This window comes from Rothia sp. HMSC08A08 (genome assembly GCF_001808385.1).
In the GTDB taxonomy this organism is placed as follows: Bacteria; Actinomycetota; Actinomycetes; order Actinomycetales; family Micrococcaceae; genus Rothia; species Rothia dentocariosa.
Map to the genome: position 1 here is coordinate 1 of NZ_KV793054.1, position 13,118 is coordinate 13,118.

At 54.8% G+C, this 13,118-nt stretch carries 12 protein-coding genes; 8 read left to right on the forward strand and 4 right to left on the reverse strand.

Annotated elements, in window-relative coordinates; translation table 11 throughout:
- Positions 1-147: 147 nt before the first annotated feature.
- The 3 genes from HMPREF3164_RS00460 to HMPREF3164_RS00470 all read right to left on the reverse strand — a co-directional run bounded on the left by HMPREF3164_RS00460 (position 148) and on the right by HMPREF3164_RS00470 (position 4,333).
- Positions 148-882 (reverse strand): hypothetical protein, encoded by a 735-nt coding sequence (locus HMPREF3164_RS00460; protein WP_048774519.1) that lies wholly within the window; start codon positions 880-882, stop codon positions 148-150.
- 172 nt (positions 883-1,054) lie between these two features.
- Positions 1,055-2,500 (reverse strand): NADH dehydrogenase, encoded by a 1,446-nt coding sequence (locus tag HMPREF3164_RS00465; protein ID WP_070448439.1) that lies wholly within the window; start codon positions 2,498-2,500, stop codon positions 1,055-1,057.
- Positions 2,501-2,767: 267 nt separating this feature from the next.
- Complete coding sequence (locus HMPREF3164_RS00470; protein ID WP_070448460.1) at positions 2,768-4,333, reverse strand: MFS transporter; 1,566 nt, start codon at positions 4,331-4,333, stop codon at positions 2,768-2,770.
- 193 nt (positions 4,334-4,526) lie between these two features.
- Here HMPREF3164_RS00470 and HMPREF3164_RS00475 point away from each other — a divergent pair, with 193 nt between their 5' ends.
- Positions 4,527-5,117, forward strand: a complete 591-nt coding sequence (locus HMPREF3164_RS00475) for a TetR/AcrR family transcriptional regulator (protein WP_070448440.1) — start codon at positions 4,527-4,529, stop codon at positions 5,115-5,117.
- A gap of 185 nt (positions 5,118-5,302) precedes the next feature.
- On the opposite strand, the gene HMPREF3164_RS00480 is transcribed toward HMPREF3164_RS00475, so the two are convergent.
- Positions 5,303-5,788 (reverse strand): SRPBCC family protein, encoded by a 486-nt coding sequence (locus HMPREF3164_RS00480; protein ID WP_070448441.1) that lies wholly within the window; start codon positions 5,786-5,788, stop codon positions 5,303-5,305.
- A 185-nt stretch (positions 5,789-5,973) separates the two neighbouring features.
- On the opposite strand from HMPREF3164_RS00480, the gene HMPREF3164_RS00485 reads away from it, so the two are divergent.
- The 7 genes from HMPREF3164_RS00485 (at position 5,974) to HMPREF3164_RS00515 (ending at position 12,879) form a co-directional block, all read left to right on the forward strand.
- Positions 5,974-6,297, forward strand: a complete 324-nt coding sequence (locus HMPREF3164_RS00485; protein ID WP_070448442.1) for a putative quinol monooxygenase — start codon at positions 5,974-5,976, stop codon at positions 6,295-6,297.
- Between the two features lie 129 nt (positions 6,298-6,426).
- The gene (locus HMPREF3164_RS00490) at positions 6,427-7,230 is read left to right on the forward strand and encodes an NUDIX hydrolase (protein ID WP_070448443.1); all 804 of its coding nucleotides are present in this window, start codon (positions 6,427-6,429) and stop codon (positions 7,228-7,230) included.
- A 399-nt stretch (positions 7,231-7,629) separates the two neighbouring features.
- The gene (locus HMPREF3164_RS11265) at positions 7,630-8,271 is read left to right on the forward strand and encodes an MmpS family transport accessory protein (RefSeq protein WP_246822536.1); all 642 of its coding nucleotides are present in this window, start codon (positions 7,630-7,632) and stop codon (positions 8,269-8,271) included.
- A gap of 107 nt (positions 8,272-8,378) precedes the next feature.
- Positions 8,379-8,843: an MmpS family transport accessory protein gene (locus HMPREF3164_RS00500; protein WP_070448444.1), complete on the forward strand. Its 465-nt coding sequence runs from the start codon at positions 8,379-8,381 to the stop codon at positions 8,841-8,843.
- A 258-nt stretch (positions 8,844-9,101) separates the two neighbouring features.
- Positions 9,102-9,704 (forward strand): class I SAM-dependent methyltransferase, encoded by a 603-nt coding sequence (locus HMPREF3164_RS00505; RefSeq protein WP_246822537.1) that lies wholly within the window; start codon positions 9,102-9,104, stop codon positions 9,702-9,704.
- A 309-nt stretch (positions 9,705-10,013) separates the two neighbouring features.
- Positions 10,014-11,789 carry an ABC-F family ATP-binding cassette domain-containing protein gene (locus HMPREF3164_RS00510; protein WP_070448446.1) on the forward strand — a complete coding sequence of 592 codons (1,776 nt, stop codon included), beginning with the start codon at positions 10,014-10,016 and terminating at the stop codon, positions 11,787-11,789.
- Positions 11,790-12,021: 232 nt separating this feature from the next.
- Positions 12,022-12,879, forward strand: a complete 858-nt coding sequence (locus HMPREF3164_RS00515; protein WP_070448447.1) for a bifunctional transcriptional activator/DNA repair enzyme AdaA — start codon at positions 12,022-12,024, stop codon at positions 12,877-12,879.
- The last annotated feature ends 239 nt before the right edge of the window (positions 12,880-13,118 follow it).

Sequence of the window (13,118 nt, forward strand, 5' to 3'; positions counted from 1 at the left end):
GGATCCAATGACATCTTACCGTCGGCACCTTCTAAGCCATATAGCTGTGTATATTTTGGCTCTTGTTGGGAATTCTCCGGATTATTCGATGCACTTTGCTTTTCCACGGGAGGCTGCGGGTCATTGTTCTCGGAGGTTGAAAAATTCTTATCGGTGCTCATGGTGTTCGCCCTTATCTTTCTTCTGGGACCTAACGTTAACGTGCTGCCAAGGAACTTCTACAATCGGATCTTCATGGTGCTTCTTCAGGGTTTTTAAATCATCCGTTTCGTATATTGCATTCTTGAAACCAGATAAAGTATTATCTGGCGTTGGGCGTTTATCAGTATCCATATTTTTATTATGAGAGGATAGTTTTTTCTTTTTCCAGTTATATATAATCACTGCAATAATAGTGAAAACGCTTATAATCGCCTCAAGAGCGCAGGCGCCTAGCAACCACCGCAATGGTTGAATATCGGCACTTGTTACATTTGGAGCCGACATCTCCATCACGAACCATGTATAAAAAGCAGCAATAGGCGCAACAACGAGCAGACTATAGATGTTCGTCCCCAAAACCCATGCGGTTTTGGTTCCCCGAATCATCTTTATACATGCCACAGCTTGCAGCAGAATATAAACGATAAAGGGCGAAAAAAGGATGAGTAGAAGAAGAAATCCTTCAAAATCATCAAAATCACTGGCAAGGAGGGAAAATACCACACCCTGGAGAATCATGGTTTCGAGAATTAGCCTAATAATCTGCACAGTTATAAAGATAGAAAGAAGCAAGTTCCGATTCCCAGCTGAATCTGCCGCTGATTCTTTCTCTATCTCATGAATATCTTGAGCCTGGACCGTTCCATGCTCAGGTTTTGGAAGGTTCTTATCAGTAGTCATGGATTCACCCTAAGCTTATAGCCTGGGTATTCAGTGAAAGCTTCCTGGATATTCTCAAAAAATAATACTTTTAAATTTATCTGATACTAAAAAGGCTCTTTATTTACATAAAGCAAGATTTCTAACGCTTTATTGAAATAAAGAGCCTTTTTCGCACCCCGAGATATGCGTATTACTCAGGTGAACCTTCCGATGCCGATTTCGGAGAATCCGCACGAGCACTATCAGCAGCACCGTCTATGTCATACGTTTCTGCCGAGCCAGCATCCCCGGAACCCGCATTCTTCTGCGACTTCTGCCCCTGCTCTCTGCGAACCTGAACCAGCGGGATCTGCCCGGTGCTGAGGTCCTCAACCAATTCGTCGGTCAGGGTCGGACCGTTCACCACTTGAGGCTGCGAAGCTGCCGCGGACTCAGCCTCCGAGGCATCGCTCGCCGCATCGTCAGGGTGCTCGGTGTAGAGGGGCACCGCATCCGTCGCCGGTTCAGCCTGCATAAGCACCCGCCCCTTCTTGCGCTTGCGCCTAAAACGCTTCTTCTTACCCGGTTTGAGCTCATGAAGCTGCACGTCAAGCCCGGATGTCGCAGTTGCCCCCGCACCCTTCGGCGGTTTACGTTCCAGGGTGTAGATAACGCGTGCAGGCTTCGGTTCCATGCCGATTTTGGCGCGCATCCAGTTGATGATGCGGTCAAGCCAGTTGTAGTCTGCGGTCGCCTCAACTACCTGGTGGTTACGCGGAATCATGCCCACATCGCTGAGCACGCGCGGGTATTCATCAATCTCTTGAATGCCCGCCATGTACATGTTCTCGCGGAACTGCTGCGCAAACTCGTGCTGCCCAATAAAGAGCAGGTCAGAGTAGGTTTTTGCGGTCAGCCGCTCGGTGTATGACTGTACGGAATCGCGGCTGCCTCGCTTGGCGCCGTAGGTGTCCCAGAAATAGAAGTACACGTTATTGGCGATAATCGCCGAACGAATCTTGTTTTGTAGGTACCAGAGCCCGCCAACGGCGAGAAGCCCAATAATGATAATGACGAGCGAGCCAACCGGAATTGAATAGTCCACATAGTTATCGGCACTGCGGGTTATAAACATGCGGTACAAATACGCCCCGAACGAGATCAGCACCGGAATACCCAAGAAAATGGTGGCTATCGGAATCCAAATAAATGCGAAAAGCCACAGAATAAGACGATAGTAAATAATGGAATCGCCAAACCCGATGGGGGTAGGCTTTACGGGAGAATGCGCGCGTTTCATCAGCAGGTTGAATAGGCGGTTATTCTCGATACCGACCTTACGCAGCTTCGATTCGAGTGACGCACGCTTGAGGAAAACCCGGTAATTTTCAAGGATCTCGCGCTGTTCGGCGGTAAGTTCATCCTCGGGCGGCAGGTCGCCAATGTCGATTCCCGCTTCCGCAAGCAATTTGCTCCACAGCTCTAAGCGGGCAAGTTCCGAGGGTTTGGCTTGGGTTTGTGATTGGTAGTTTTTATAGGAGATGAAAATGGTACTGGCGCCGATGGCGAGCGTGACCATAGGCGCCATCCAGTCTTTAATATCCACGTGGTTATCCTCCCGGTGCGCGGCGACTGTAGCGGCTGCCCTTGTGCGCATCCTAGTAGCCTGAATGCGCGTATGCGGCGGCAAAGAACGCGTAAGCTGACGCGGCACCTACTCGCTGAAGCTGGTACTTCTACCGTAACATCTGAGCTTCTTCCTGCCGCGTTCATTTGGTTTCCACGTAAAATTTTATTCCCTGAATTATGGGTCTTCTGCGGTCTTTCCGGCGCCTACTTCCGCACTAAAAGAGCCTTTATGTGAATAAAGAGTATTTTTTACCGCTTTATTTACATAAAGGCTCTTTTTAGCACCGGAGTTTTTCTAGTGCTCTGCTTTCTCCAGTTCGGCGGGTGCCGAGCGGAGCATCCGGTAAGTGAAGACCGCCAGAACCGCCAGAAGCACGGCGCTAAAGGCTGCGGTCACCAGCACACCCGAGTCAAACGCGGCGTGTGCCGAATGCAGCAGCTCGGTACTTAGATCCGAGGGAAGCTGCCCGGCAACTGCGGTCGCGCCGCCGAGGGTTTCACCTGCCGCATGGGCCGCATCCGCACTAAGACCGGCGGGCACCGTCACCTGTGCGCGGTAAATTGCGGTCAGCATACCGCCGATCACCACGGTACCTAGCACGGTGCCGAACTCGTAGGCGGTCTCAGAGATTGCCGACGCAGCACCCGCCTTATTCGCTGGAACGCTGGAAAGAATCAGGTCATTCGAGATGGTCTGCGCCGCACCCACGCTCAACCCTAAGAACATGAAGGAAGTCATGAGCAGAAGGTCGTTGCGCGAACCGAAGAACATCACAAACAGGTACCCGAGCGCGCCCAAGGCAAGCCCTGAAGACACAATCACCGCCGGGTGGAACCGCGAAACGAGCTTAGCGGCGTACAGGCCCGCAATAATGGTGCACGCCAGCCCGGGAATCAGGAACAGTCCAGCCTGCATGGGAGAGTACCCCGAAACCAGCTGCAAATGCTGCGAGACGAAGAAAAGGAACCCAACATCTACGAACATGGCGAACAGGTTCGCCAGAATCCCCCCGGTGAACACGGTGTTTTTGAAGAGGCGAACATCGAGCATGGGGGTGGTTCCCGCACGCCCGCGGCGCAGCTGACGACGTACAAAGAAGAACCCGAACACGGCGCCAATAAGGGCGGTGCTGAGTGCGAGCGCATCCACGCCTGCCTCAGAAATATGGGTGAGTCCGAAGGTTATGCCCGTCATGGCGATCATAATGAGCAGGATGCTCACCATATCGAGCGGGCCGGGGTTTGGGTCTTTCGATTCGGGCACGGTCATGGGTGCGAGGGCAAGGAACGGTACGAGTACGGGTACCGCCATGAGGAACACCGACCCCCACCAGAAATGGCTCAGCAGGAATCCGCCCACGATGGGACCGAGTGCTGCACCGGCGGAGAAGCCTGCCGCCCACACGGCGATTGCGGTGCGGCGTTCTTTCGGGTCACGGAAGATGTTGCGAATGAGTGAGAGCGTGGCGGGCATGAGCATGGCGCCGAAGAACCCGAGTACGGCGCGGGCGATGACAAGCAACAGGGCGGTAGGTGCGAATGCGGCGAGTGCTGAGATAACCGCGAACCCGACGGAACCGATCAGCAGGATTTTACGCCGCCCGATGCGGTCCCCCAGGCTTCCCATAGGCACGAGCAGCCCGGCGAGCACGAGCGAGTATGCGTCTACGATCCAGAGTTGCTCGCTGGAAGATGGTTCGAGCGCCTGCGCGATTGAGGGCACGGCGAATGCGAGCACGGTGTTATCGACCGAGACAAGCAGCACCGGCAGCATGAGCACGGTCAAGGCAATCCACCGTTTGATTTTCTGATCGGGCGCGTGAATAGGCAGCGCCTCGGTGACGGGGTATGAGTTGTTCATCGTTGTGTTCACACGCATCTGGGAGTTTTCGGCACTTGCGGCAGATGCGCCGGGCGGCAAGTGCTCATAGCTCGCAGAGGGGTTGCTGCTAGAGGCTTTGCTTGGGGTAGTGAGGATGCGCCATACAGGCAACCACGGACACACTAACTATACCAACTAGACGGTAAAGTTTCTAATCCGTAGAATGGTGATTATGACTACCCCAGCCAGCGCATCCGAACCCCGTGCGACCCGCGCCAACAACTCGCGCGAGCAGATTCTAGACGCTTATGAACACCTGCTGGTACAGGCCGGTGAACGTGCCGCCACCCTTGATGCGGTCGCCGCCCAAGCGAAAGTTTCTAAGGGCGGTCTGCTCTATCATTTCGGCTCGAAAAAGGCGCTCTTTCAGGCGCTTTTAGACCGCACCCGCACCTACGCAGACGAAGACCTTGAGAAGATGCGCGCCGCACCCGAGGGGGCCAGTGCCTATTACATCAACACCTCAACCTTTCAGGGCACCCCATTCGATATATGCCTGGTTGCCCTCTCGCGGTTGGCACAGGATAAGAACCCGGCGGCACGCGAACTCATGGACGAGATTCAGGGGCAGTGGTATGAGCTGATTCGCGCGGAGATTGGGGACGATAAGATGGCGCGCACCGTGCTTTTGCTGGGGGACGGCATGTATTACAGTGCAGCGTTTGCGGGAGGCATGGCAAACCCGGCGGCACGCAAACGCATCAAGGCCGATCGGGATATCCTGCTGGATGCGCTCGACATTCTCAGGCGCGCGGCGCGGTAGTTCGTGCGGCGCGGTAGTTTTTGTGTTGGCGCCTGTGCGGGACGTATTCAGGCATTTATCGCGAGAAGCGGGTTTTGGGTCAAAAAGGTAGAAAATATCGCCTTCTCGGCCAAAAATCCGCTTCTCGCTGTATCAGCTAGGGGCGCGATAGTCAGAGAAACATGCGAAAAGCGGCCTGTTACACTCTACCCCTCGAAGGTGCGATGCAGTTTCGCCAGCGACAGCGCAATATTACGGCGGTTACGCGCGAACGCACCAACCGTACGGAATACGGGCGCAGCGGGGATGAACCCAAAAATTTTCGCTTTGGAAGCGTCCCAGGTTTCACGCACGGTCACGGTGCCGTCGTGGTTATCTGCGATCTCCCAGGTCCAGTAGTGGTCGGCGGGCATGCGCCACGAGAGGGCCTGGTTCTTCTCGGCGCGCACGACCGTGGGAGACATGCGGTATGGGAAACCCAGGAACATTTTTTCGGTGAAGGTATCGCCCTCACGCAGTTCAGAGGTCTCAGCGGTTACCAGTCCACGTACTGATCCGCCTCCGTCAAGCTCGGTGTGGCGGGCGGGGTCGGCAATCAGGGCGTACACATCGCTCGCAGCCGCCCGCAGAGTAGTTTCGGCGGAGATCATGGCGGGGTCAGTCTCAAGGAACTTTATCTGTGCAGTAGTCATACCTTTAACCCTACCCCGTGAATACCCCACGACTAGCCGCGAGCAGGTGGTTTTTGGCCCGAGGAGGTTGGAAAATCCTACCTTGTCGGCGGAATCCGACCTGCTCGCGCGTTAGAGCTCTGCCCGCGCGAGTGCATCCTGTGAAAGAATAGGAGTGTTCCGTATCTTGCGTATTAGGAGTCGTCATGATTTTTATTGTTGTGAAATTTCCCGTCAAGCCCGAATACACCGAAAAATGGCTGGATTTAACCCGCGACTTCACCGAGGCAACCCGTGCCGAACCCGGCAACAAGTGGTTTGAGTGGTCGCGCAGCGTTGAGGATCCGAATGAGTTCGTGCTGGTAGAGGCGTTCGAGGACGATGCCGCGGCGGCTCATGTAAACTCCGCGCATTTCGCCCAAGCTATGACCGATATGCGCCCGGCTCTGCGAGAGACTCCAAAGATTATCTCCCGCCAGATTGACGGCGACAGTTGGGGTGCTATGGGCGAGCTGAACATCGAGAATTAGCCGCTTTACTTCAAGAGTCCAACCATGCAGCGCGCGTATCCGCCGGATGCGCGCGCCGTAAGTCGTGTAACGCCGTTTTTACCCTTAAAATGGTTATAGTGCACACAAAAATAAGTACAGGAGTCATGGATGAACTCATCACCACATTACGCAGCTGAGGTCCCCGAAGAGCACGAGGCCGACCACAGTTCGGTTTCATTAGCGGTTTCTACCGTGATTCTTGCATTACGCCACAAAAAGAATAGTGCGCGCCCAAGTCTTTGGCTGCCGCTGGTGCGCCGCTTGCGCGAACCTTATAAGGGTCAGTGGGCGCTTCCCGGCGGTCCCTTGCAGTCCCAGCAGTCTCTAGAGCAGGCGGCGGGGTACACGCTCAAGCGCGCGACCGGTCTTGAGCCTGGGTACCTTGAGCAGCTGTATGCGTTCGGTGATGTTTTGCGTGCCCCGGAGGCACGTGCGGCGCGCATTAATGGCACGCCGGTTCCGGCACCTGGGGCGGATCATGAGCGTGTGGTTTCGGTGGTTTATTGGGCCTCGATCCCGGCGACTGAGGTTTCGCAGACTCGCGTGCACGAAAATATTCGCTGGTTCCCGGTAGATGAGCTTCCCGAGCTGGCTTTCGACCACAACGAGATTGTGGAGTACGCCCTGTACCGCCTGCAGAATAAGGTCGAATATTCGCGTATTGCGCACTCATTCTTGGGCGATGAGTTTACGTTGGCACAGCTGCGTGAGGTGTACGAGGCAATTCTCGGCCGCCCGCTGGATCCCGCGAATTTCCGCCGCCAGATTGCAGCCTCGAAATCAATTATTGATACCGGCCGGCGCATTGAGGGCACCCGCCACCGCCCGCCGCGCCTGTACCGTTACAATACGACGCAGGCTTATGCGGATGCGGGCCCGCTGGGCATGTACCGCGAGCGCCGCGAGTCTTAGACGAGTTCCGGGAGCGGCAATTTTGTGCCGCTCAGGGGTCGGATCGTGTGGAGTACTAATAGTCAGGCATTCTAAATCCGGGGGTGTTTTCTTCATACGGGAGCACTAAAGTGCTCCCGTATGAAGAAAACGCTCCCGTTTTTGTACTCTCCACATCATGACGTCTTGGTCAGCAGAAAATCCTGCATTAAGAATCCTTGTTACTGTGGCAAATCTGCGGTGATTGACAGAGAAGAGCCCTCAGACATTAAGTTTTGATATCTACACATAAATAACAAAGCCAGACATGAAAAATTTTCTGTGAGCTTCTTACTAAAGCACAGTGTCAAGACAAGTTCAGCGGTATATCGGCTTTTTCAGACATAGAATCCTCACATCAGACATGAAAAGTTTTTTCTGATGAATAATTTTCGTAGATGGAGTATTATATTTTTTGTTCTCTGCGTAGAACAGGAATACACCATGGAAGGCACCCCTTACAATAACCAACCTTCACTCGCTAAACCCAATGAAAATAAAGCAGGAACCTACACACTCATAGGTTGCCTGGGCTGTGCTGGGCTGTTGGCTCTTGGCCTGGTATTTGTTGGAGTGATAGCCCTCATTGGCGCATCGTCTCCCAGCAGGCCAGCATCGGCAAGCCCCTCTGCTGTTGCTTCTTCTCACATGCCCGAAGAAGCAACCCCAGAAAGCACTGCCGCGCAACCTCCCGCCGAAGAAAAGAAAGAAGAACCGCCACAAAACACTCACACAACCACAAAGAAAAATACGCGTACTGTGACCATTGAAGCTACTGCGTCAGGCTCTGGAAATGCATCCTACGGAGGTTCAGGGTCGCATAACACCGCAAAATTTGAAAATTCATGGTCATATACCGAAGAAATCAGTAAGAGCGACTATTACGCTGTTTCTGTCAGCGGAGACATTTTCAACTCTGATGATTCACAGGTCGTCACCTGCAAACTCATAATTGACGGCAAAGTTAAATCAGAGAAAAGTGCCACCGGTAAATATGGCAGCGCTTATTGCTCTACGTTATAACCATCGAATAGACAAACTCATCACGCAGAGATCTATAATTACTGCGGTACCAATGGCCGGTACCGTTATCACACAAATTACTTACAACTATTTCTAAGGAAACACTGATGTCTCAACCTTCCGCACCTCAATACCCCATGCCCGAACCCAAGAAAAAACCTAAATGGCCTTGGTTTCTTGGTGGCGGCTGCCTGGTCATTCTCCTCATTTTTGCAGGATGCTCAGCGCTAGTTTTTGCTGGCGCAAAATCTGCGTCAGATTCCATTAGTTCTGCGTCAGCCCATGCAGACGAGGATATCAAAGTTGAGCTAGTAGCGACCTCCACCGGCGAAGGACACGTGACATATGGCACACTAGGGTCTACAAGCAGCGCAGATTTTAACGGCGAATGGAAGCAAGAAGATCAGACTAAGCGCAAAGACGGTTATAACCTCCACGTCAGTTCCACCGAAGACGGCGTAGAAGTAACGTGCAAGATCATCGTTAACGGCGAAGTTAAAGATGAGCAGAAGGCTACAGGAGACGGATACTCCAGCGCCGATTGCCACCTTTCCGCAGATTTCGGGTACTAAGATAATTAATTTCTCAGGCTCGCCACAATAAAGCTGTCCCAGCTACCGGGACTTATTAGTAAGTAACAGTAGCTCATGGCAAATCAGAGCTCCGGCATCTTTGAAGGTGCCGGAGCTCGATTTTTATGAGAGTGCAAGCAGAACTTACGAGGCAGTTTGCCCAAAGTCAGCCTCGCGCCAGCAGGCACAAATATGTAAATATAAAGCTACCTGCGTATATACGCGTTCTGCAGCCTCAACGTGGAAAGGGATCGCCTAGTGACAGTCAGCAGCAGGTATGGGGCGCGGGCGGCGGAATATTGTGAAGCACTGGGGTCGCTCGATCAGATGGAACCGACTGATATTGCCCTGATCACCTCGTGGGGCGCATCCGTGCCAGGCAGTATTCTTGATGCCGGATGCGGCCCCGGGCATTGGGCGCGCCTGCTCGCCTCCGCAGACCGGCTCGTCACAGGCATAGATGTAACCCCCGAATTTATTGCCCATGCCCGCGCCGCCTCTAGCGCCCCAAACCTTAGCTTCGAGGTCATGGATATGGCACACACGCCCTATACTGACGGGTCTTTTGCGGGAATTCTCGCCTGGTATTCGCTCATTCACACGCCGCCAGCTCACCTTACCGGCACACTCACCGAGTTCTATCGGCTGTTGATTCCGGGAGGAAGCCTTCTTCTGGGGATGTTTCTGGGCGAACACGGATTGCCCTTCACACACGCCGTGACAACCGCCTATTATGTGAGCGTTCCAGAGTTTTCCGCACTGTGCGAGAAGGCTGGGTTTACGGTGGAAGAAGTTCACACCCGCAGCACCGGGAGGCACCGCGACCACCTGGCGATTGTGGCGCGCAAGCCAAAAGATTAATGCGCCCTATGATTGACAGGCGCTATCGCCACTCCCTACACTAGAGGTTATCCGGGTCACATTCCGGATTGTTCCTGTCTATTCCACCGAGGCGCACGGAAGCGCGTCGGCACACGAGGAGGCACCAGCACATGAACGGCTCCCGAGCATAGCCCGGATCAAAACACCAGGTCAGAGCGCTTTTATGCGCCCACCCCACTACCCGGGCTTACGTGTATCTACACACCGTGCTCGGGTTTTTCATGCCCTCACGCCTAACGCGCGCTGCGCTGGCGGGGATCCGAGCACCGACTCGAAGGAACTCGGCCCATGCCACACCACATTACACTCGACCATATTTCGTATGCGCATCCGGGTGAACCCCCGCTTTTCACCGACCTCTCCGCCGTATTTTCCGCGCCACTCACCGGGCTTATCGGCGATAACGGCACCGGAAAAACTACCCTCTTCAGGCTTATCCTTGGCGAAATAAAGCCTAGTCACGGCACAATCAGCACCCCGCCACGCATAGCGTATCTTCCGCAAGATTTGGGGTTGAGCGAGCATCAGCATCTTGCCGATATTTTTGGAATTACAAAAATTCTGCGAGCGCTTGATGCGCTGGAATCGGGCAACTACTCCCCCAGCCTTTATGACACCATCGGCGACGCCTGGGATATTGAAGAGCGCACTCTAGCGACCCTTGCCGAGTACGGTTTTAGTCCTGCGCTCACCACGGATGCTGGCGACCCGCATGCCATTCGCGACCTTTTGATGCGCCCCCTTAGCACCTTTTCGGGTGGTCAGACGGTCACTGCCGCCCTCGCCGCGCTTCTGCACTCGAACCCCGAGTTTATTCTGCTGGATGAGCCCACGAATAACCTGGATTCCGCCGCGAAGAGTCGGCTTTTCGCGACTCTTGAAACCCTCACCTGCCCGGCGCTGATCATCAGCCATGATCGCGATCTGCTCGCGCATATGAAAGCAATCGCCGAGCTGCACGCCGACCGTGAGGGACGGGCGCATCTGCACACATATGAGGGCAACTACGATACCTACCGGGCGGCGCGAAAGGCCGAGCAGAGCGCCGCGCATCGCCGCGTGAGTGAGGCGAAAAATGAGGCGCGTAAGGCTGAACGCGAGCGCGTCGAGAACCAGATTAAGCTCGATCGCAACGTTCGGCGAGGCCGCGATTTTGAGCGGTCGAAGCGGAAACCTGGGCTGGCGATGGGTCTGGATAAGAACAGTTCAGAGCGCTCTGCCGGGAAACTTCGCGCGGCACACGAAAGCATGGTGGCGGATGCGCGTGCGGCAGTTAGTGAAGCCCAAGAGAACCTGCGCGTGCAGGAGCGTATCTATCTGGAACTCGCGCAGGATGCGCTCCCGGTGGGGCGGAAGGTACTGGAATTACAGCGGGTGGGGAAGGACTCTTGCGTGTCTGCGCAACAGAGTGCCGAAATTAAGAACGCATACACCCAAAATATTGTTTCACATGAAACACAACCTTATGAAGTTGATTATTCGTCCCGCGGCCAAGACTTTCCCGAGGCTCTTATCCTGACCGGGCCCGAACATTTACGCATTACGGGAGCAAACGGCAGCGGCAAGACCATGCTTCTCAACGCGATAGCACACGCGAATGACCCCGACTACCGCTCCCCCGTGCCGCCCGCTTACCGGGTGCTCTACCGCCTGGGCAACGCCGCGTATCTGCCGCAGCGCATCACGCTTGATCCTGAACGCACCCTCCTTGAAACCGTGCAGCGGGCGAACCCGGGGGCAAGCGAACAGCATCTTCGCGACCAACTGGCGCGGCTGCTGTTCAGGCGCGAGAGCGTGCATCAGCGTATTGGGGAGCTTTCCGGGGGCGAACGTTTTCGCGCTGCGCTGGCGACGGTTCTGCTCACCGACCCGGTGCCGCAGCTTCTTCTGTTGGACGAGCCCACGAATAACCTGGATATTTCGTCAGTGGATTGGCTGGTACAGGCGCTCGATGCCTATACCGGCGCGCTCATCGTCGTCAGCCACGATGAGGATTTTTGTGAGCGTATCCGCATCGACCGCACACTCAACCTTTCGGTGAAAACCCTTGGGGAAATGTCATGATAAACATTCTTCGTTCCATCCCGTGGGCATTCCGTATAACCCTTCGCTTCACAGACAGGGTGACTAATCGGCCACTTCAGCCAACCCCACCAATCCGGGAGAAGTTTCTTATTCCGGAGCGATGAGAATATTCCCGTTTCTACGCCTCCCGCGCACAAGGTCAAGAATCGGGTCGTTTTCCGCCCGGAACATCCGTATTCTCTAGTGTTAAGACCTTGAACTAGGAGAATCTTTGAGCATCACAGACCGTCCCGCAGCGAGCACAGACCCGATCGAGCAGACCGTCCAGTTCGGGCGCATAGCCGCCGCTATCGAGTACCTATATGACCACGCCGCAGATCAGCCCACGCTCGCGCAGGTATCCCAAGCGGTTCATATGAGCCCCGAATACCTGCAGCGGCAGTTCCAGCAGTGGGCGGGAGTGAGCCCCAAGAAAATGCTGCAGCATATCAGCCTTGAACGGGCAAAGGCGGCGCTCGCTGGGCAGCAGAGCTCGCTCGATGCGGCCTGGTCGAGCGGGTTCAGCGGCACGGGACGCCTGCACGATGCGTTCGTCACCATTGAGGGCATGACCCCCGGCGAGTACAAGAACGGCGGGGCGAACCTGCGCATCGTCTGGCGTTACGCCGCGTCCCCTTTCGGCATGGTGCTGATCGCCGCAACGGATAAAGGCATATGTCATATGGCATTCGCCGATAACCCGGATGCGGCTCTCACGAACCTGCGCGCCGAATACCCAAATGCGCAGCTGCATGAGGGCGAGCATCCTTTTCACGAGCAGGCGTTAAGTATTTTCGGTGGAGGCGGGGGGCGCATCGCCCTGCATTTGAAGGGTACGCCGTTTCAGGTGCAGGTATGGCGTGCGCTTTTGAATATTCCGCAGGGTGCCGTGCAAAGTTATGGGTCTGTGGCTGAGAGTATTGGACGCCCGCGTGCCGCCCGTGCCGTGGGAACCGCTGTGGGACACAATCCGGTTGCCATGATTATTCCCTGCCACCGAGTGATTCGTGAGAGCGGGGTGATCGGGGATTACCGTTGGGGCCGCGGCCGCAAAATGGCGCTTCTCGCCCAAGAACTCGGCGCGGCCTAGCAAACATCGATCCGTCCCAGTTTTACCCGCTTTTACGCTTTCGAGAGCATCCCGCGAGTATGTGTACTCTTCGGAAGTCCGCAAAGTTCAAAGGGGACCCGTTTGACTCCTCGGTGAAAGTTACACAATTGCCATCGAGAGTTACATTTTTGTCACTTTCATTCCGTTTTTTATGCCAAAGTGACAAAAACCCGTCTGAAAGTTACATTTTGTCACCCAAAATCACCAGATTTGTAACT

Excerpts from the sequence above, each read along its gene's own strand:
- HMPREF3164_RS00460 (WP_048774519.1), bottom strand. The coding sequence starts at position 882 with ATGACTACTGATAAGAACCTTCCAAAACCTGAGCATGGAACGGTCCAG.
- HMPREF3164_RS00465 (WP_070448439.1), bottom strand. The coding sequence starts at position 2,500 with ATGCGCACAAGGGCAGCCGCTACAGTCGCCGCGCACCGGGAGGATAAC.
- HMPREF3164_RS00470 (WP_070448460.1), bottom strand. The coding sequence starts at position 4,333 with ATGAACAACTCATACCCCGTCACCGAGGCGCTGCCTATTCACGCGCCC.
- HMPREF3164_RS00475 (WP_070448440.1), top strand. The coding sequence starts at position 4,527 with ATGACTACCCCAGCCAGCGCATCCGAACCCCGTGCGACCCGCGCCAAC.
- HMPREF3164_RS00480 (WP_070448441.1), bottom strand. The coding sequence starts at position 5,788 with ATGACTACTGCACAGATAAAGTTCCTTGAGACTGACCCCGCCATGATC.
- HMPREF3164_RS00485 (WP_070448442.1), top strand. The coding sequence starts at position 5,974 with ATGATTTTTATTGTTGTGAAATTTCCCGTCAAGCCCGAATACACCGAA.
- HMPREF3164_RS00490 (WP_070448443.1), top strand. The coding sequence starts at position 6,427 with ATGAACTCATCACCACATTACGCAGCTGAGGTCCCCGAAGAGCACGAG.
- HMPREF3164_RS11265 (WP_246822536.1), top strand. The coding sequence starts at position 7,630 with ATGAATAATTTTCGTAGATGGAGTATTATATTTTTTGTTCTCTGCGTA.
- HMPREF3164_RS00500 (WP_070448444.1), top strand. The coding sequence starts at position 8,379 with ATGTCTCAACCTTCCGCACCTCAATACCCCATGCCCGAACCCAAGAAA.
- HMPREF3164_RS00510 (WP_070448446.1), top strand. The coding sequence starts at position 10,014 with ATGCCACACCACATTACACTCGACCATATTTCGTATGCGCATCCGGGT.